This is a genomic window from Ottowia sp. VDI28, from assembly GCF_049532675.1.
Lineage (GTDB): Bacteria > Pseudomonadota > Gammaproteobacteria > Burkholderiales > Burkholderiaceae_C > Ottowia.
This window is the reverse complement of sequence record NZ_CP149820.1, coordinates 5,767,768-5,785,695: the sequence shown is the minus strand read 5'-3', so window position 1 is coordinate 5,785,695 and position 17,928 is coordinate 5,767,768. Positions and strand designations below refer to the sequence as shown.

Annotated in this window: 16 protein-coding genes and 2 pseudogenes; 13 read left to right on the top strand and 5 right to left on the bottom strand. The window is 61.9% G+C overall.

Annotated elements, in window-relative coordinates; genetic code table 11:
• Positions 1–6 precede the first annotated feature (6 nt).
• On the top strand, positions 7–666 hold the full coding sequence (locus tag WJU18_RS27415) for a dihydrofolate reductase family protein (RefSeq protein ID WP_423457214.1): 660 nt from the start codon (positions 7–9) through the stop codon (positions 664–666).
• Here the strand turns inward: WJU18_RS27415 and gcvA are convergent.
• The gene (gene gcvA, locus WJU18_RS27410) at positions 660–1,553 is read right to left on the bottom strand and encodes a transcriptional regulator GcvA (protein WP_423457212.1); all 894 of its coding nucleotides are present in this window, start codon (positions 1,551–1,553) and stop codon (positions 660–662) included. The genes WJU18_RS27415 and gcvA overlap by 7 nt on opposite strands.
• Positions 1,554–1,663: 110 nt before the next feature.
• Here gcvA and WJU18_RS27405 point away from each other — a divergent pair, with 110 nt between their 5' ends.
• From WJU18_RS27405 to WJU18_RS27395, 3 genes and pseudogenes are all read left to right on the top strand, one after another.
• Positions 1,664–3,100: an amidase gene (locus WJU18_RS27405; protein WP_423457210.1), complete on the top strand. Its 1,437-nt coding sequence runs from the start codon at positions 1,664–1,666 to the stop codon at positions 3,098–3,100.
• Positions 3,097–4,137, top strand: a pseudogene (locus tag WJU18_RS27400) (MFS transporter); the annotation flags it as partial. The gene WJU18_RS27405 and the pseudogene WJU18_RS27400, both read left to right, overlap by 4 nt.
• A complete protein-coding gene (locus tag WJU18_RS27395) occupies positions 4,074–4,343 on the top strand; it encodes an MFS transporter (RefSeq protein WP_423457208.1) in 270 nt (89 codons plus the stop codon). The pseudogene WJU18_RS27400 and the gene WJU18_RS27395, both read left to right, overlap by 64 nt.
• A 27-nt stretch (positions 4,344–4,370) precedes the next feature.
• Here the strand turns inward: WJU18_RS27395 and WJU18_RS27390 are convergent, their stop codons facing one another.
• Entirely contained in the window at positions 4,371–5,375 is a 1,005-nt protein-coding gene (locus WJU18_RS27390; protein ID WP_423457207.1) for a serine hydrolase domain-containing protein, read from the bottom strand.
• 92 nt (positions 5,376–5,467) lie between these two features.
• Here WJU18_RS27390 and WJU18_RS27385 point away from each other — a divergent pair, with 92 nt between their 5' ends.
• From WJU18_RS27385 to WJU18_RS27375, 3 genes are all read left to right on the top strand, one after another.
• Positions 5,468–6,610 (top strand): serine hydrolase domain-containing protein, encoded by a 1,143-nt coding sequence (locus tag WJU18_RS27385; protein WP_423457205.1) that lies wholly within the window; start codon positions 5,468–5,470, stop codon positions 6,608–6,610.
• Positions 6,611–6,767: 157 nt separating this feature from the next.
• Positions 6,768–7,472, top strand: coding sequence for a phosphoribosyltransferase (locus tag WJU18_RS27380; RefSeq protein WP_423457203.1), 705 nt, complete (start codon positions 6,768–6,770; stop codon positions 7,470–7,472).
• 26 nt (positions 7,473–7,498) lie between these two features.
• On the top strand, positions 7,499–7,648 hold the full coding sequence (locus tag WJU18_RS27375) for a hypothetical protein (RefSeq protein ID WP_423457201.1): 150 nt from the start codon (positions 7,499–7,501) through the stop codon (positions 7,646–7,648).
• Here the strand turns inward: WJU18_RS27375 and chrA are convergent.
• A complete protein-coding gene (gene chrA, locus WJU18_RS27370) occupies positions 7,642–8,853 on the bottom strand; it encodes a chromate efflux transporter (protein WP_423457199.1) in 1,212 nt (403 codons plus the stop codon). The genes WJU18_RS27375 and chrA overlap by 7 nt on opposite strands.
• A gap of 12 nt (positions 8,854–8,865) precedes the next feature.
• Complete coding sequence (locus WJU18_RS27365; protein ID WP_423457197.1) at positions 8,866–9,411, bottom strand: GNAT family N-acetyltransferase; 546 nt, start codon at positions 9,409–9,411, stop codon at positions 8,866–8,868.
• A 263-nt stretch (positions 9,412–9,674) separates the two neighbouring features.
• Here WJU18_RS27365 and nadA point away from each other — a divergent pair, with 263 nt between their 5' ends.
• The 3 genes from nadA to panD are packed head-to-tail and all read left to right on the top strand — an operon-like array spanning position 9,675 to position 12,764.
• Positions 9,675–10,772 carry a quinolinate synthase NadA gene (nadA, locus tag WJU18_RS27360; protein WP_423457196.1) on the top strand — a complete coding sequence of 366 codons (1,098 nt, stop codon included), beginning with the start codon at positions 9,675–9,677 and terminating at the stop codon, positions 10,770–10,772.
• Positions 10,769–12,349, top strand: coding sequence for an L-aspartate oxidase (gene nadB, locus WJU18_RS27355; protein WP_423457195.1), 1,581 nt, complete (start codon positions 10,769–10,771; stop codon positions 12,347–12,349). Before nadA ends, nadB begins: the two co-directional genes overlap by 4 nt.
• Before the next feature lie 34 nt (positions 12,350–12,383).
• A complete protein-coding gene (gene panD / locus WJU18_RS27350; protein ID WP_423457194.1) occupies positions 12,384–12,764 on the top strand; it encodes an aspartate 1-decarboxylase in 381 nt (126 codons plus the stop codon).
• A 31-nt stretch (positions 12,765–12,795) separates the two neighbouring features.
• Here panD and WJU18_RS27345 read toward each other — a convergent pair whose 3' ends face one another.
• Positions 12,796–14,268 carry an aldehyde dehydrogenase gene (locus WJU18_RS27345; RefSeq protein WP_423457193.1) on the bottom strand — a complete coding sequence of 491 codons (1,473 nt, stop codon included), beginning with the start codon at positions 14,266–14,268 and terminating at the stop codon, positions 12,796–12,798.
• 195 nt (positions 14,269–14,463) lie between these two features.
• Between WJU18_RS27345 and WJU18_RS27340 the strand changes: the two genes are divergently transcribed.
• The 3 genes and pseudogenes from WJU18_RS27340 (at position 14,464) to WJU18_RS27330 (ending at position 17,905) form a co-directional block, all read left to right on the top strand.
• Positions 14,464–15,405 carry a branched-chain amino acid ABC transporter permease gene (locus WJU18_RS27340; protein WP_423457192.1) on the top strand — a complete coding sequence of 314 codons (942 nt, stop codon included), beginning with the start codon at positions 14,464–14,466 and terminating at the stop codon, positions 15,403–15,405.
• Between the two features lies 1 nt (position 15,406).
• Positions 15,407–17,203 (top strand): ABC transporter permease subunit, encoded by a 1,797-nt coding sequence (locus tag WJU18_RS27335; protein ID WP_423457191.1) that lies wholly within the window; start codon positions 15,407–15,409, stop codon positions 17,201–17,203.
• Positions 17,196–17,905 (top strand): annotated as a pseudogene (locus WJU18_RS27330) (ABC transporter ATP-binding protein). The gene WJU18_RS27335 and the pseudogene WJU18_RS27330 overlap by 8 nt, the downstream one beginning before the upstream one ends.
• Positions 17,906–17,928 lie beyond the last annotated feature (23 nt).

Sequence of the window (17,928 nt, the reverse complement as noted above, 5' to 3'; positions counted from 1 at the left end):
GACACCATGTCCAAGCTTCGCGTGGAGAGCTTCACGATTTCACTGGACGGCTTTGGGGCCGGTCCTCACCAGGATCTCAACCACCCGCTTGGGGTGGGTGGTACATCGCTCCATGGCTGGGCTTTCTCCACCAGGACCTTTCAGCGCGCGGTGCTAGGCAGCGAGAGCGGAGCCACGGAGGGTATCGACGAAGATTTCGCTGCGCGAGGCTTCAGGAACTTTGGCGCATGGATTCTCGGCCGAAACATGTTCGGTCCTGTTCGCGGGCCTTGGCCGGATGAAAGCTGGAGAGGCTGGTGGGGTGAAAACCCGGTGTATCAAGTACCCGTTTTCGTATTGACCCATCATGCGCGCGCACCGCTGGTCATGGAAGGCGGCACGACCTTCTACTTCATCACGGAAGGTATCGAAGCCGCGCTCGCCCAAGCGCGTGAAGCCGCCCAAGGAAAGGACATTCGCTTGGGAGGTGGCGTCAACGTCATCCAGCAGTATCTTCGCCAGCGCCTGATCGATGAGATGCACGTCGCGATCGCGCCCGTTCTTCTTGGCTCTGGAGAGCGGCTGTTCGAAGGGATCAACCTGCCCGCCCTGGGATACGCTTGCACGCAGCATGTGGCGTCGCCACTGGCCACGCACGTGGTTTTCACCCGGCAGCAAGATCAGTGACCAGGCTGAGAGGCGGCGGAAAGAATCCATTTCCTGAATGCCTCGATTCTGGGGTTCCCTTGGCGGCTTTCGGGATAGACCAGGTAGTACGCGAATTGCTCAATGCGCGCCGCCTCCACAAGCTGGACCAGAGCGCCCTCAACCAGTTCTCGTTCCACCATGGCCGCAGGCAGAAGACCGGCGCCATGACCTGCAAGTACAGATTTCAGCAGAAGCGCCGAATCATTGAATGACGGGCCTCGTAGCGAGGGCAACTCTGTGATGCCATGGCTTTCGAACCAAAGGCTCCATCCCTTGCGCTCCGCATCGTGCACATAAGGCCAGTTCAGAAGCGCCTGTGGTGTTTCTGGATATCCCAAGGAGTCCACAAGCCGTGGTGCTGCCACGGCAACCATTTCCACGGCAACCACATGATCGCTTCTAAGGCCAGGGTAGCGGCCCAGACCGTGCCGTACGGCAACATCCGCATCGCCGCGCGAAAAATCAACGACCGTGCTGCTTGCGACGACCTGCAAGTCAATTTCTGGATGCATGGTTTGAAATGACGCCAGACGAGGAACGAGCCATGCAGAGGCAAAGAATGGCGTCGCGCTGACGGTCAGCAGGCCGGATTCGGCGGACGATGCGATTTTGAGGGATGCATCCGTAATCAACCGGAATGCATTCCTGATGGCAGGCAGATAGTTGCGCCCGGCATCGGTGAGATAGATCCCTCTGGTCACCCGCTGGAAAAGCTGCACGCCCAGATGAGACTCCAGTATTTTCAGCATTTGGCTGACCGCGCCAGGAGTGACGCAAAGCTCCTCCGCTGCTGATTTGACCGAAAGGTGCCGGGCTGTCGCCTCGAAAGCTTTCAAGGCGTTGAGCGGTGGAAGCTTGTGATTCATGATTTAGAAAATCTAATTCAATATTGAAAAATATTATGAATTGCAAAGAACAAATATAGCCGATCAAATAGCGTTCTTGTTCATCGGTCACGATTTAGAGAATATAGATCATGAAGGAAGATTTGGCATATTCTTCGGAAGAGGATTGGGCTTATCAGAGCCTTGCGGGCATAGGGGCCCTGATTCAGAGCCGCGCAGTGACATCGCGGCAAGTGACGGAAGCCCTGCTTCAGCGGATTGCGCAACGCGATTCCGGGCTGCGTGCCTTCGTGTTGGTGATGGGGACGGAGGCTCTCGCGCAGGCCGACCGCGCTGACCGGGAAATTGCGGCCGGAAAGGTGCGAGGACCACTTCACGGTGTTCCAGTGGCGGTCAAGGATCTATGCTGGATCAAAGGCTTTCCGTGTGCGGGCGGCACTGCCGTACTCAGCGAATTCAGGCCCGAAGAAGATGCGAGCGTGGTCCGGTTTCTGAGGGAGGCGGGAGCGATCCTGATCGGCAAGACGCGATTGACCGAGGGCGCCTATTCAGACTACCACTCTTCGATTCAACCTACGTTGAATCCTTGGAACAGTGATTACTGGACAGGAATATCATCGAGCGGGTCGGCGGTTGCCGTGGCGTCCGGCTTTTGCTTCGGTTCGATTGCCACGGATACCGGAGGCTCTATTCGATGGCCATCGGCTGCCAATGGCATTACGGGTATCAAACCTACATGGGGATTGGTCAGCCGGTTCGGCGTTATCGAGCTCGCCGCATCGTTGGATCATATCGGTGTCATGGCTAGAAGCGTAGTCGACGCGAGCATTGTTCTCTCGGCCATTGCAGGCGGCGATGCGCGAGACCCGACAGCTTCACAGTTGCCAAGGCCGGATTACGTGGCCGCCGCCATGGGCGCTGATATACAAGGACTACGTATCGGCGTTGATCCGCAATGGAACACTCTGGATGTAGATAAAGAGACTCAGGATGCGGTGCTCGCCGGGACAAAGGCCTTTGCGGAGCTTGGGGCTTCAATTGTGGAAATCGAGTTTCCAAAGGCCGATGAGGTTGTAAAGGACTGGGTACCCAACTGTGCAGTGGAAGCGGCGGTGGCTCATGAGCTTCTCTTCGCAAGGCACAAGAGCCTATATGGCCCGGTTTTTTCTTCCGTGATTGAAGCCGGCGCCAGCCTATCAGGGATGGACTATCAGAAGATCCTGCTGCGCCGCGCCGCTTTCAAGGAAAAGGTGAACGCGCTCCTTGCATCGGTTGATGCGGTGATCACTCCCGCGCACCCATTCCCACCGCTGACTCTGAAAACGATCTCCACGTTGGGCGCACAACCTGAACTCATTTCGAAACTACAGCGGTATACGAGTCCTTTCAACATGAGCGGGCACCCAACGCTTTCCATCCCTGCCGGCTTCGCACGGGACGGTATGCCCATTGGAATGCAATTGATAGCTGCCCAGTTCGACGAATCCACGCTACTTAGATTGGGCTCAGCCTTTCAGAGGGTCACTAGCTGGCATCTGCAGCATCCGCCGACCGGAGGCATCCGATGACGCGAGGGCGTGTTCAACCGGCCTACTTCTATGGGTGGAACATCGTGGCGGCGGTGTTCACCATCACTTTCGTCGGCTTTGGTTGCGCCTACACATTCAGCTCCTTCATGGAGTCAATGCAGGCAGAGTTTGGCGCATCGCGAGGAGCCATTTCCCTGGTGTTTTCTCTGGCTGGCTTCCTGTACTTTGGATTGGGAGTCATCACTGGCCCTCTTGCAGATCGCTGGGGCGTGAGAAAGCTGATTGCATTGGGTGTCTGCCTGATCGGCACAGGTTTTATTCTCGCAAGCCGGGCCCAGTCGATACTTCACGTGTATGCGGCCTATAGCCTGGGGGTTGGCTTGGGCGTGGGCTGTGTTTATGTTCCCGCACTTGGCGTCGTACAGCGCTGGTTTGTGAGGCGCCGGGGTTTTGCATCAGGGCTTGCTGTCAGTGGGATCGGTGTGGGGACACTTGTCATGCCGCCGATTGCACTCTGGCTGATCTCAACGCTCAGTTGGCGCTCTGCCTATCTGGTGATAGGTGTGGTAGCTGTTCTCATGGGCTTGGGCGCAGCCATGATGATGGTCGACATGCCCGCCAAGCTGGGGCTCGTTCCCGATGGAGAGGGCGTGGCTGCCCCGCCGGCATCGACCGCTGGGCATGGGCTTACCGTGCGCCAGGCGATTCGTACGCGCCGATTTCTAGGACTCTATGTGGCGTGCTTACTCAGCGCGATCGGGGTCTTCGTGCCGTTTGTGCACCTGATTCCATATGCATTGGAGCGCGAGGTATCGGGTGCAAATGCCGTCATTCTTCTCGGGATGATTGGCGTAGGAAGTACCGCCGGGCGCTTCTTTCTGGGAGGTGTGGCAGATCGAGTTGGCCGCAATCTCTTTCTGGTGGCGACAAACGTTGGCATGGCGGCGTCGTTGGGCATTTGGAGTTTGGGCGAAGGATTTTTTCGCTCTCGGTTTTCGCTTTGCTTTTTGGAGTGTTCTATGGCGGCTGGGTTGCAGTCCTTCCTGCCGTGGTGGCTGACAACTTTGGCCCGCAGCACGTTGCCGGAATCATTGGGGCGCTATATACCAGCGTTGCCATTGGCACGCTGCTTGGGCCCGCCGCTGCCGGATTTCTGTTTGATATCCAGCACAGCTATTCGGTCCCGATTCTGATCAGCGCCGGCACCAATGCGTTGGCGGCGGTGATTGCATGGGCGACGGTCAGGTCAAAGAAGCCCATGGAACGCTCGCAGGATGTATGAGTGTCCATCTTTGTGCCGGGTAGTGCACTATGGAGCAGACGTGGCAGAAAATCTTCTTTGTGCGGCAGGAAAGACGCGCTCCCGCACAAGCTTGAGGGCTTCTCCTCGCTGAACGCCCTGCGGTGATACTTTGGCTGTGACGGCGACGACCAGATCCAGCGGTGTGTGCACCCACACAAGCTGCCCGCCATGTCCGCTCGCAAAATAAGTGTTTCTTGACGCCACCCACCATAGCAAGCCATAGGGTAGTCGTACCGGAGCGCCGCCAGAGCTTTCAGGGTGAATGATTTGGGCCACGAACCCTGGAGGCATCAAAGGCTGATCTGCCCAACGGCCGTCTTGCCGCATCAGGTAGCCCAGCTTGGCCATGTCTTCTGTCCGCATGCTCAGCCGGCCGCGTAGAAGGCTGGGTTCGCGCATGGCCAGCGGTGTGAAGAGTTGATCGCGCGCCAAGTCTTCAATGGGGAGGCCCGCCGCTCGTTCGAGTACGGCTGCAACGATGGATGGCACGCTGTTGTCATAAGCGAACCGCTGCCCTGGCGCCGCTCCCATGGGACGGGCCCACGCCGCTGCCGGTGCTAGTGCAGTGGCGGTCCCTGTGGGATCATCCACGTCGAAGCCTGGTGTCATGGAGAGCAGGTGCCGAAGTGTGATCGAAGAAGCCCGTGAATCGGCATTGAGCGCTTTCCATTCGGGCATGAGATCAAGCACGGGCTGGTCCAGTGATGAAATCTGCCCTCGCTGCAATGCGGTTCCTACCAGCAAGGCCAGCGCGCTCTTGGTCACGGAATGAACCTCACGCAAGGTGTCCGGTTGGCCGTCCCGATAAAACTCGTAGACCTTGCGGCCCTTCTGGATCACCACCACACTCTGCACGTCGCCAAACTTGCCAGTGATGTCCTGGTCCACCGCCTGGAACGCGGCGGCGTCAAGCTGCTGCTGCTCCTGGCTGGAAGGGCGCCAAGGGGGCGTATCGTGAGCCCAGGCTATCGTTCCGGCCAGCAGAAGTAGGCATATGATGATGTTTCGCACTAAAGGTTTCACACTAAGGTCTCCAGGATGATCGTAAAGATGGCGGGCTTGGGCTTGGTGCTGAGAACAATCTACACCAGGAGGCGGCCATCATGACTCATCACGATCTATCACGCCGTCATCTGGGCCGGTGGGCCGCGGCTGCGGCGCTGGCTCCCTGGCTGGCCTCATGCGGCGGATCAGATGATGCAGGCGGTACGGATCTTCGCGAAGCGGGCTACGTGAAGGCCGTCGAGAGCCTGTTCACGGACTATCACGCGCCCGGCATTCTGGCGGGGGTGCGCAGGGCCGGTGAGACACTGTGGATGAAGGCCTTCGGCTTGGGCGATGTGGCCGGTGCGGTGCCCATGGCGCTGAACAGTACATTTCCGATCCGCAGCATCACCAAGTCATTTACCGTGACATTGCTCCTCCAGTTGGTCCAGGCCGGCAGGGTAGGGCTGGATCACAAGATCGAGCGTTACCTTGCCGGTGTGCCCAATGGACATCTGATCAGCCTGGCGGACCTGGCTGGCAACCAGAGCGGATTGGCCGACTATTCGGCACAGCCCGGGTTCTTTCAGGTCTTCGTCGAAGATCCATTGCACATCTGGACATCTCAGGAGCTCGTGGATTTTTCGTTCGCTGTGCAGCCGGGGTTCCTTCCCGGCGAACAGTACCAGTACAGCAACACCAATACGGTTCTGCTCGGCATGGTGGTGGAGGCGGTCACAGGCCAACCGCTGGCCGATGTGCTCGGGGAGCGGATCTTCAAGCAGCTGGGACTGGCCGGCACCCGCTATCCGGCATCGGCTGATCTCCCTTCGCCGACGCCGACGCCTTATGCGGTCAACGTCGTCACAGGCGCTCTCGATGAGCAACCGCTCATCAGCCCGACCTCGCTGGCGGGCTCTGGTGCCATGGCGTCGACACTCGCTGATCTGCTCGTATGGGGGGAGGCATTGGGACTCGGCTCGCTTCTCGATCCCGCACTTCAGGGCCTGCGGAAATCGTTGGCGCGGGATGTCACCAATGGCCCTGAGTACGATCGCTACGGCCTGGGTATCGGACAGATTGGTCAATGGTGGGGCCACACGGGCAGTGGTGTCGGATTCCAGATCGCGACCATGAACCTCGCTTCGCGAAATGTGACGGTGTCGGTCATGGTGAACGCCTCACCCGAAGGTTCACGGCGGGATTTCAATCTGGCACAGGAGTTGTTCGAGCGGTTGGCGGCGGTCGTCGAAGCCGTTTGATGGAATGATTCTCGGCGGCAGCCCTTCGCGGGGCGCGTTCAGATGATGAATGGCCGTTGTCTGCCGGCCCACCAGCAGATCCGTCTTTAGCTGACAGACAGCCCCGCTCAACAGCGTATGGTGAGCAGTGCGCGTTGGATATGCCGTTGCGCGCAACATGACGAATCTGGTTGCCATGCGAGTTCTTCCCTTCATCGATCGCCGCGACGCAGGCAAATACCTGGCCGACCAATTGCGGGTGTGGGCGGATCGGCAGGACGTGTTGATCCTGGGACTTCCGCGCGGGGGTGTACCGGTTGCTTTCGAGGTGGCCCGGGTGCTGGCAGCGCCGCTTGACGTTTACGTGGTGCGCAAGCTGGGTGTCCCTGGCCGGGAGGAATTCGCCATGGGTGCCATGGCCAGTGGCGGAGCTGAGTTTGTCGATACGGATGTAGTCGCTGCGCTGGGAATCACCGAAAGGCAACTCGAGTTGGCGAGGCAACGAGAGAGCCTGGAGTTGGAGAGGCGCGAGGCCCTCTATCGAGGCGCGCCGATAAGGCCTCTTTCCGTAGAGGGGAGAACGATGATCGTGATCGACGATGGGCTCGCTACCGGCGCCACCATGTACGCAGGTTTGCTCGCGCTTCGGATGCTGCAACCGGCTCGGCTGATTGCGGCGGCGCCGGTAGGCATGCCTGATGCATGCGTCCGTGTTGGGGAGATATGCGATAGCTTGGTTTGCCCCTGGCGCCCCCAGAACTTCGTATCCGTGGGGCAGGCTTATGAGAATTTCGATGCGACTTCAGACGAAGAGGTCATTCGCCTGCTGGATGAGGCGGCGCAGTTTGGGGCTGATTCATATGACGCCGCGCGTCCCAAGTAGATTTTTTGCATCAAGGAGTTGCCACCATGATCCGCAAGCTCGCCAGCGGCCAGTACCGCCTATATTCCCGCAAAATCAATCCCAAGACCGGCAAGCGCCGTAACCTGGGCACCTTCGACACCCGTGCGCAAGCTGAGCAGCATGAACGCGAGGTGCAGTACTTCAAGCGTCACTGACCGAAGCTGATCAGCCAGCCCGCCGCGCCGCACCCTATGACCACCATCCAAGGCGGCAGTTTCCAGACCATCAAAGCGACGAGTGCGAACACGGCGACGCCGAAATCTTTCGCTCCCAGGATGGCGCTGGTCCATACCGGGTGATAGAGCGCGGCCAACAACAGGCCGACCACTGCCGCGTTGACTCCCATCAGCGCCGCTTGAGTGCGCGTGTGGCGGCGCAGCTTCTCCCAGAACGGCAAGGCACCCGCTACCAGCAGAAAGGAAGGCGCGAAGATGGCCAGCAAGCAGAGCAGCCCGCCGATCCATCCGGAAGGGGCGGTGTTCATGGACGCGCCCAGGAAAGCTGCAAAGGTGAACAAGGGGCCCGGCACCGCTTGTGCAGCGCCATAGCCTGCAAGAAATGCATCGTTGCTGATCCAGCCGGGAGGAACGACGGCGGCTTGCAGCAAAGGCAGCACCACATGGCCGCCGCCGAAGACGAGTGCGCCTGCGCGGAAGAACACATCGAGATCCGCAAGGGCCTGATAGGGCAGCAGCCCGGCCAGCGCGGGTAAGCCGATCAGCAGCCCGCAGAACAGGGCCAGCCACATGGCGCCTGCGCGATGACTGACAGCGATAGGTAACGGGTCGTGCTCATGGGCCGGTGCGGGTTTGAACAGGAGAAGGCCCGCCACGGCGGCTGCCGCGATGAGGCCGATCTGCCCGATCGCGGAGGGCACCAGCAGGGCCGAGCAGCACGCGATTGCCATGAAGGTTATCCTGGGCGTATCCGTGCAGAGGCCCCTGGCCATGCCCCAGACGGCCTGAGCGACCACGGCCACCGCCGCGATCTTCAGTCCGTGCAGCGCACTTGCGGGAATAAGGTTGGCGTGATGGGTAAGACCGAGCGCGAAGAGAATCAGGGCCAGGGCCGAGGGTAATGTGAACCCCGCCCATGCCGCGAACGCGCCGCCGTAGCCGCCGCGTGAGAGACCCAAGGCCATGCCGACCTGACTGCTGGCGGGTCCTGGCAGAAACTGGCAAAGGGCTACCAGATCGGCGTAGCTCCGCTCGCTCAGCCAGCGGCGCCGGTCCACGAATTCGTCGCGGAAATAGCCCAGGTGCGCTACCGGCCCGCCGAAGGAGGTCAGGCCGAGCCGAAGAAAAATCAGAAAGACGCTCCACGCGCTTTCTCTTTCTCTGGTGGATTGGCTGTTTCCCATGAGTGAAGGGACTTAAGGCTGCACGTAAGGTTGCGTCATGTACACCGCATCATCGCCATAGCTGCGTAAAGCTTCGGCGTTTTCCTGCGTGAGTCGCGTATGCAGCGCATAACCCTTTTGCGCCCAGTAGCCTTGCGAGCCCTGTACCGAAACCAATGCCGAATAGCGGGGCGACCACGTCTGGGCCTCGCGCCACAAGGCCTCGAATAGAGCGGCCGCCAAGCCCTGTCCGGCGCAGTCCGGCCTGACCGCCATGTCGTGCAAGTACAGGGTGTCAGGCAAGGGGCTGACCGAGAATCCGCCATGGATGGGTGTGATGCTGCCCAGGTTCGAGCGGTAAGCCGCCAGATAGGCCAGCACCGTATTGCCATCTACCACTGCCAAGGAGCATTGAGTGGTGCACGCCAGGCGCGCCCGGTAGACCTCGGCGGATTCCATGTAGTCCGCGCCATAGCAAGCTTCCTGAACCTGCATCAGCCCCTCGATGTCGGGCCATTCAAGCCGGCGGATTTGCCAGTGGCCCACGCCTCTGGAGCGTGTTTCTGAAAAGTTGCGCATATCTGAATCGTAGAGCAGCCGCGGGCTGGAATTTCGTGGAAGGGAAGGGCTTCCTTATTCCTGGCTGGCATACCCATATTGTCGATCTGTCTATTAAACTGGCCGGTTTTCTGAACAAGTGGGGCTAACATGCGCCCGTTTTCCGACCTATCTTGAAAACAGGAGAGCGTGCCCCACGCACGTCAGCGCATGCAGATTGCCATCCCGATCCCCGAGCTACGCTCATCGCCCAGCACTTCCGGCCGAACAGGGGAGCTTCGTCCATGAGCGCTGTTTTCGAAGTTGACTACGAACAGCACGCGTGCAGCACGCAGCGAGCCTGGGCACGCGTTCCTGCCGAACCCTCGCCGGAGGAAGCGGCGGTCTTGAAGGCACGCATCAAGGAACTGCTGCGGGCGCGCAACGCCGTCATGGTGTCGCATTACTATGTGCACCCGGCCTTGCAGGATCTGGCGGAAGAAACGGGCGGGCTGGTCAGCGATTCACTGGAGATGGCGCGCTTCGGGCGAGACCACCCGGCCAGCACGCTGGTGGTCTCGGGTGTCCGCTTCATGGGGGAAACCGCCAAGATTCTTTCCCCGGACAAGCGCGTGCTGATGCCCGACCTCGACGCCACATGCTCGCTTGACCTGGGCTGCCCCGCGCCGGACTTCCGCGCGTTCTGCGATGCGCATCCAGACCGTACCGTGGTGGTCTATGCCAACACCAGCGCCGAAGTCAAGGCACGGGCCGATTGGGTGGTGACTTCCGGTTGCGCGCTCGACGTGGTGCGTGCGCTGCATGAGCAGGGCAACAAGATCCTCTGGGCGCCCGATCGCCATCTGGGGGGATATATCCAGCGCGAAACCGGTGCCGACATGCTGTTCTGGAACGGCGCCTGTATCGTGCACGACGAGTTCAAGGCCTTTGAATTGCAGGGGCTGCGCGATGAGAATCCGGGCGCCAAGGTGCTGGTCCATCCCGAGGCGCCTGCCGAAGTCGTGGCGCTGGCCGATGCCGTAGGCTCGACTTCCGGCATCCTGAAGGCCGCGCGCGAACTCGATGCCACGACGTTCATCGTGGCCACCGATCTCGGCTTGCTGCACAAGCTGCGCGCATTGAACCCGGGCAAGACCTTTCTGGCCGCACCGACCGCAGGCCAGAGCGCCACCTGCAAGAGTTGCGCGCAATGCCCCTGGATGGCCATGAACGGGCTGGCGGATCTCGCACGCGTGCTGGAGGCCGGCGCCAATGAGATTCATGTCGATCCGGCGATCGGTGTGCGTGCCCGTGTGCCCATCGATCGCATGCTCGCGTTCACCGCAGCGTCGCGTTCCAAAGGGACAGCAGCCGGGCTTGTGCCGCACCTGGGCGCCGTATGAAATCGTCCGAGCCGCAAGAGGGAGAGGTGCAGGCCGTCGATGTACTGATCGTAGGCAGTGGCCTCGCCGGATTGAGCGCCGCGCTTCAGTTGGCGCCACACCATCGCGTGGCGGTGCTGACCAAGGAAAGCCTGGGGGACGGTGCGAGCGCTCAAGCGCAGGGCGGCATCGCCGCGGTGCTGGCGGAGAGCGACAGTTTTGATGCGCACTTGCAGGATACGCTGGTAGCGGGTGCCGGCCTGAGCGATCCCGAGGCCACGCGTTTCATCGTGGAGGGAGCGCCGCGCTGCATCTCGTGGCTCGAGTCATTGGGTGTGCCCTTTACGCGCGAAGGAGCCGCCTTGCACCTGACCCGCGAAGGCGGCCACAGCGCGCGGCGCATTGTGCACGCCACCGACGCGACCGGGGCGGCGGTGCAGCAGGCTCTGGTGGCGCAGTTGCGCATGACACCCGGCGTTCAGGTGTTCGAGCAGCATATGCTGCTCGATCTGCTGACCGTGCCCGGAGGAAATGGCCAGCGGCGCTGCGTGGGGCTGCGGGCTCTGGACGTGGCCACCGGCATCAGGCGCCGTTTTCAGGCGCCGCATACCGTGCTGGCCACAGGTGGCGCAGGGCAGGTCTATCAGCACACCACCAATCCCAAGGCCGCCACAGGCGATGGCATAGCCGCCGCCACGCGTGCCGGCTGCCGGGTGGCGAACATGGAGTTCATTCAGTTCCACCCGACCAGCCTGCACCATCCGCAAGCCAACTCATTCCTGATCAGCGAGGCAGTCCGGGGCGAAGGCGGCCTGCTGCGTTTGCCGGCACAGGCGGGCGGTGAACGTTTCATGCCCGCGCACGACGCCCGGGCCGAGCTGGCGCCGCGCGATATCGTGTCCCGCGCGATCGACCTGGAAATGAAGCGCCACGGCCTCGATTGCGTGGAGCTCGACATATCGCACCTGCCGCCTGGGCAGATCCTGGCGCATTTCCCGAACATTCATGCCCGCTGCCTGGCGCTGGGGCTGGACATTACGCGTACCCCGATTCCAGTGGTGCCCGCCGCGCACTACACCTGCGGCGGCGTTCGCACGGACTTGCATGGCCGTACCGACGTGGCGGGGCTTTACGCGATTGGGGAGACTGCCTGCACGGGCCTGCATGGTGCCAACCGCCTGGCCAGCAATTCGCTGCTGGAGTGCGTGGTACTGGCGCACGCGGCCGCCCAGGACATCACCCGGTCTTCGCCAATACCGGGGTGGGAGCCTGAGCTGGCGGTTAACGATCATGTCCGCGGAGGCGATTCCGCCGCGGTGGATTGGGCATTGCTTCGGCGTTCTCTCCAGGCTGCCATGTGGGAAGATGTCGGTATTGTGCGCACCACGGCTGGGCTTGCGCGCGCGGCACAGCGATTGGCAGGCTTGCGGCGCACATTGGCACAACCTGAGGTAGATTCGACGGCTCATCGCGAGGCGGCTGAGTTGCGCAACCTCGTGGAGGTGGCCAGCCTGATCGTTTCCGCGGCGCAGTCCCGCCGCGAGAGCCGTGGCGGGCATTTCAACAGTGATTATGCGGGTGCCATGCTTGCAGCCTGAGGCATGCCTACCCTAGTTCCAAGGAGATTTCATCGTGTTCCGAACCCTTCTCAAATCCAAGATCCACCGCGTTGCCACCACGCAATGCGAGCTCCACTACGAAGGCTCTTGCGCGATCGACGAAGACTTGATGGATGCCTCTGACATTGTGGAGAACGAGCAGATCCACATCTGGAACGTCGACAACGGCGAGCGCTTCGTCACCTACGCCATCAAGGGGCAGCGCGGCAGCGGAATGATCTCCGTGAATGGTTCCGCCGCGCGGCGGGCGGCGGTGGGCGATCTGCTCATCATTGCCGCCTTCGCCCAAGTGCACGAGGACAAGGTCAAGGAACACAAGCCGAAGCTGGTGTTCGTAGATGCCGCCAACCGGCAGGTGGAGTTGCGCCACGCAGTACCGACACAGACACTCTGAGGAGCGTGAGGCAGGCGCAATCGCCCTGGCTTCAGCGCATGACGAAGGGGTCCGAGATCGGCTCGTCGGAGGTGCGTATCCAGACGGATTTGGTGCGGGTGTATTCGAGCGCCGCGTCCAGGCCGCCTTCACGTCCTTGGCCGCTCAGCCCGTAGCCACCGAAGGGGACGATCGGTGAGACGGCCCGGTAGGTGTTGACCCACACGACGCCGGCTCTCAGGGCCCGCACCACGCGGTGTGCACGCGTGAGCGAGGTGGTGAAAACGCCCGAAGCGAGGCCGTAGGCCGTATCGTTGGCCAAGGCGATGGCTTCGGCTTCCGTGTCGAAGCTCAGGACGCTCAGCACAGGGCCGAACAACTCCTCCCGCACGCTGCTGATGGTGGCATTCGGGCAATCGAGGATGGTGGGCTGGTAATAAATGCCTTCGCTGTCATCCAGCGCTCGCTTGCCGCCCGTGATCAGCGCCGCACCCTCGGCGACGCTCCGCGCCACCACGTCCTCGATATGGTCGCGCTGGCGCCGTGTGGCCAGAGGGCCTATCTCGGTGTCCATGTCCTGTGGGTCGCCAATGCGGATGGCTTCGGCTTTGCGTTTGAGCAGCGTCAGCAAGGGCTGATGCGCGCCACGCTGTACCAGCAAGCGGGAGCCGGCCACGCAGCTCTGGCCTGTTGCTGCGAAGACGCCCGCGACTACCGCGTTGGCAACGCTGTCGAGATCGGCATCATCGAATACGACAACGGGTGACTTGCCGCCCAGCTCCAGGCTGGTGCTGGCCAGGTTCTCCGCCGAGTTGCGCAGCACATGCCGCGCCGTGCCAGGACCACCGGTAAAGGCGATACGGGCTACCAAGGGATGGGTCGTGAGCGCCTGCCCGCAGTCTTCTCCGAAGCCCGTGAGCACGTTGACCACGCCCGGTGGAAAACCCGCCTCATGCACCAGGCGGGCGAATTCCAACAGGGGCGCGGGGCCGTCCTCGGAGGCCTTCAGCACCACGGTGCAGCCTGCCGCAAGTAGCGGTCCCAGCTTGACGGCCGAGAGAAAGAGCTGCGAGTTCCATGGAACGATGGCAGCCACCACGCCGATGGGTTCGCGCCGTACGGTGACGTCCATATCCGGTTTGTCCACTGGCACGGTAAACCCCTGGATCTTGTCGGCCAGACCTGCGTAGTAGCGGTAGTAGTCAGCCACGTAACCGATCTGGCTGCGGGTTTCGCGAATGATCTTGCCTGTGTCGGCGGTTTCGAGCTGCGCCAGATGCGGTGCCTTGGCGGCCACGAGGTCCGCCAACCGCGACAGCAGTTTCCCGCGCTGGGTGGCGGTGAGGCCGGTCCATTCGGGAGCGTTGAACGCGCGATGCGCCGCGCGCACGGCGCGGTCCACATCCGCGGCGCTCGCACGCGGCATCTGCGCCCAGACTTTGCCGGTAGAGGGGTCGAGGCTGTCGAAACTCGCGCCGCCATCTTCAAAGACGCCGTCGATGTACTGCTGGAAACGTTGGACCATGGTCATAACTCCTTGTTGGAAAGAGGCGGCGCGATCAGGCCGTCTCCCCCGGGAGAACGAAAAATATTGCCAAATCGCGATTTATATAATATGGTATACCAGCTGACAGTATTTTGACATTCATCGTTGACGCCTTCGCTTTTGGCGGTCTTCGGTGATTCGGATCGGCCGCATTCAGGAGACAGAAAGATCGCGATGACAGGAATTTCTTGGGACGACGTGTCCTTTACGCTGGAGCTGCTGGCGCAGGCCGTCGTCAGCGGCATTCTCATTGGGGGTGTTTACGCGCTGATGTCGGTGGGGTTGGGGCTGATCTTCGGCCTGATGCGGGTGATCAACTTCGCTCAGCCGGATTTCATGATGCTTGGCATGTACGCCGCGTTCTTCGCGATCACCGCCGTGGGCGGCATGGCTTTCGCAGGGCCTGTGGCGACACCGTTGATGGGCGCGATCGTCGCCGCGATTGTTGTCGGGCTGCTGGGGTGGGGTGTCCACCGCGTGCTGCTTTCCCGCGTACTCAGCGAGAAGCAGGGCGGGCAGGACGCGCAGGTGATGATGACCCTGGGTATCTCGATGCTGCTGCAGAACGGTGGCCGCATGCTGTTCGGGGTAGATCCCTTGACCATCCGCACGCCGTTGTCTTCGCAGGCGTGGTCATGGGACTTCCTGCTTTTCAATCAGGGAAAGGCCATGGCATTCGCGGCGGCCATTGTGCTAACCATTGGCCTTCAGCTGTTCATGGCTCGCACGCTCACCGGCAAATCCATGCGCGCGGCTGCCGACAACCCGGAAGCGGCCGTCTACATGGGTGTGAACGTGGCGCGGGTGCACCGCATCGGTTTCGGCCTGGGCATCGCGATGACCGCCGCGGCTGGCGCGCTGATCGCGACCTGGACCCCGTTTCAACCCTATATCGGTCTGGATTTCCTGATCCTGATGTATGCCTCGGTGGTGCTGGGCGGCCTGGGCAGTATCACCGGCGCATTCTGGGGCGGCATGACCATCGGCTTGCTGCAGCAGGTTTCGACTGTGTTCTTGCCAATCCAGTTGCAGAACATGGTGGTTTTCGTCGCTTTCCTGTTGATTGTCCTTATGCGCCCGCAAGGTTTGTTCGGCCGCGTGTCGGAAAGGATCTGACATGCCCGCTACCGATAGCTTTCTGAAGAACTATGGCGGCATCGCCGCCGTGCTGGCCATTGGCCTGTTGCTGGCCTTTGGCCTGGGTTCGGCGTTTCACCTCAACCTGCTCACAATCGTGGTGTTGTGGATGGTGCTCGCGTTGTCGTGGAACCTGGTGAGCGGATACGCCGCGCTGGTGTCCTTCGGCCATGCGGTGTTTTTCGGCCTGGGCGCCTACGCCATCGTGTTGCTGCAACTGAAGTTCCAGCTTTCCCCATGGCTGGGGTTGCCGCTGGCTACGCTGCTTGGCGCTGCCGCGGGCGCGCTCATCGGTGTGATCACGCTGCGCTTGTCGGGGGTGTACTTCGCGCTGGCGATGCTGTGCTATCCCATGGCACTGATCTATCTGTTCGAGTATCTGGGCTTGCAGGAAGTCACCGTGCCCATGCACCGGGAGGCGCCGTTGTGGTTCATGCAATTCCAGAGCCAGCGCAGTTATGTGTTTCTTGCACTGGGGCTGTTGGCTGTGGCGTTGGTGTTGTGCAAGATGATCGAGCGCTCGCGCTTCGGCCTCTGGTTGCGAGCGATCAAGCAGAACGAGCCTGCGGCACTGGCCTTGGGCGTGCACTGCTTCCGCTGGAAGCTGCTGGCGCTCACGCTCAGCGGGGGCCTCGGCGCGGCGGCTGGTGCGCTGTATGCACAGGTCGTGCTGGTCGTGACCCCCACCAGTGTTTTCGGCATGGCGGTGTCGGCGCAAGCCCTGGTGCTCACGTTGTTTGGCGGCCTGGGGACTTTGTGGGGGCCGGTCATCGGCGCGGTGTTGCTGGTGCCATTGGCGGAACTGCTCAAGCATGAGTTGGGGGCGCAATTGCCTGGCATCAACGGTGTGATCTTCGGCGCGATCGTGATCGCCACCGTGTTGCTGGCACCTCGCGGGATTTTCTGGCGTGTCCGCGAGGCGTTGGGCCGCAAGACTGCCAGCGATCCATACAGTGAGCCTGGCGAGTCACCGCCATTGTCTGTCTCTACAGTCCCGGCCTTGTCTGCGCAAGCCGCACCCAGGGAGGCGGGGCAGGCAGGCACTCCGCTGCTGCGTGTCGAGGGGCTGAAGCGCGCGTTCGGCGGCGTGACCGCCGCCGATAACGTGTCTTTTGAAGTCCGCCGTGGCGAAATCCTGGGCGTCATCGGGCCCAATGGCGCGGGCAAGACCACGCTGATGAACCTGGTTAATGGCTACATCGCGGCGGATGCCGGATCGGTGCTTCTGGATGGGGCGGAGTTGCTCGGCCAATCCGTGCACGAAGTGGCTCGCTCGGGCGTCGGCCGTACCTTCCAGGTGGCTCGGGTCTTCCCGGACATGACGTTGTTCGGGAACGTGGCGGTTGGCGCGCTGGCCGGTCCAGCCAGCGGCGACTGGCGTGCCGCGACCTGGCGTGCGCTGGATCTGGTGGGCTTGCAGGGGCGCGCGGATGTGCTGGCTGGCCAGGCTACCGCACGCGACCTGCGGCTCATGGAGTTGGCGCGCGCGGCATCCCAGCAGCCGCGCCTCATCCTGGTGGATGAGTGCCTGGCGGGCCTGAGCTCCGACGACGTCGAAGAAATGGTGACCGCCTTGCTGCGGCTGCGCGATGCAGGCACCACCATCATGATCATTGAACACACCATGCACGCCATGCTCCGCCTGGCAGATCGTTTCCTCGTGCTGGACCACGGCTGCGTGATTGCCGACGGGGAGCCGCGCGCCGTGATGCAGCTTCCGCAGGTGCTGGAAGCTTACCTGGGCCGCCGTTTTGCGGAGGGCATGACCCATGCTTGAAATCCAGAACCTGACCGTGAACTATGGCGGCCTGCGCGCGCTGTCCGACATTTCATTCAGCGTGAAGAAGGGCCAGTTCGTGGCCGTGGTGGGGGCCAATGGTGCAGGCAAGAGCACGCTTTTCAAGGCATTGTCCGGCACCGTGAAGCCCGCGTCAGGGTCGATCCGCTTCGATGGGCAGGACCTGCTGCGGGTGCCGCCGCACGAGCGCGCCCACCTGGGTATCGCGCATGTGCCGGAAGGCCGGAGGGTTTTGCCTCGCTGAGCGTGCTGGAAAACATCGAGATGGGCGCTTACTCGCGCCGGGGCCGCGCGCATTTCAAGCAGACGCTGGACGCCATCTACGCCATGTTCCCCATTCTTGCCGAGCGCCGCGACCAGCTCGCCGGTACGCTGTCCGGCGGCCAGCAGCAGATGCTGGCGATCGGCCGCGGGCTGGCCGCGTCTCCGCAACTGCTGCTGCTGGACGAGCCTTCGCTGGGGCTTGCGCCGGTGGTCGTGGACGAGATCTTCGATCGTGTCGGCCAGATTCATCGTGAGCACGGCCTGACCATTCTGCTGGTCGAGCAGCGTGCTGGCGAGGCGCTTGACGCCTGCGATCACGGCGTGGTCCTGGAATCCGGCCGCATCGTGCGGTCGGGTCCGCGTTCGTCCCTCATCGCTGATGGCGGCGCCCTGCGCTCGGCTTACATCGGCGTTTAGTTTCTCTCCCACTCATCCTCTCG

Coding starts and splice junctions, on each gene's coding strand:
- WJU18_RS27415 (WP_423457214.1), top strand. CDS start 7: ATGTCCAAGCTTCGCGTGGAGAGCTTCACGATTTCACTGGACGGCTTT.
- gcvA (WP_423457212.1), bottom strand. CDS start 1,553: ATGAATCACAAGCTTCCACCGCTCAACGCCTTGAAAGCTTTCGAGGCG.
- WJU18_RS27405 (WP_423457210.1), top strand. CDS start 1,664: ATGAAGGAAGATTTGGCATATTCTTCGGAAGAGGATTGGGCTTATCAG.
- WJU18_RS27385 (WP_423457205.1), top strand. CDS start 5,468: ATGACTCATCACGATCTATCACGCCGTCATCTGGGCCGGTGGGCCGCG.
- WJU18_RS27380 (WP_423457203.1), top strand. CDS start 6,768: ATGACGAATCTGGTTGCCATGCGAGTTCTTCCCTTCATCGATCGCCGC.
- WJU18_RS27375 (WP_423457201.1), top strand. CDS start 7,499: ATGATCCGCAAGCTCGCCAGCGGCCAGTACCGCCTATATTCCCGCAAA.
- chrA (WP_423457199.1), bottom strand. CDS start 8,853: ATGGGAAACAGCCAATCCACCAGAGAAAGAGAAAGCGCGTGGAGCGTC.
- WJU18_RS27365 (WP_423457197.1), bottom strand. CDS start 9,411: ATGCGCAACTTTTCAGAAACACGCTCCAGAGGCGTGGGCCACTGGCAA.
- nadA (WP_423457196.1), top strand. CDS start 9,675: ATGAGCGCTGTTTTCGAAGTTGACTACGAACAGCACGCGTGCAGCACG.
- nadB (WP_423457195.1), top strand. CDS start 10,769: ATGAAATCGTCCGAGCCGCAAGAGGGAGAGGTGCAGGCCGTCGATGTA.
- WJU18_RS27345 (WP_423457193.1), bottom strand. CDS start 14,268: ATGGTCCAACGTTTCCAGCAGTACATCGACGGCGTCTTTGAAGATGGC.
- WJU18_RS27340 (WP_423457192.1), top strand. CDS start 14,464: ATGACAGGAATTTCTTGGGACGACGTGTCCTTTACGCTGGAGCTGCTG.
- WJU18_RS27335 (WP_423457191.1), top strand. CDS start 15,407: ATGCCCGCTACCGATAGCTTTCTGAAGAACTATGGCGGCATCGCCGCC.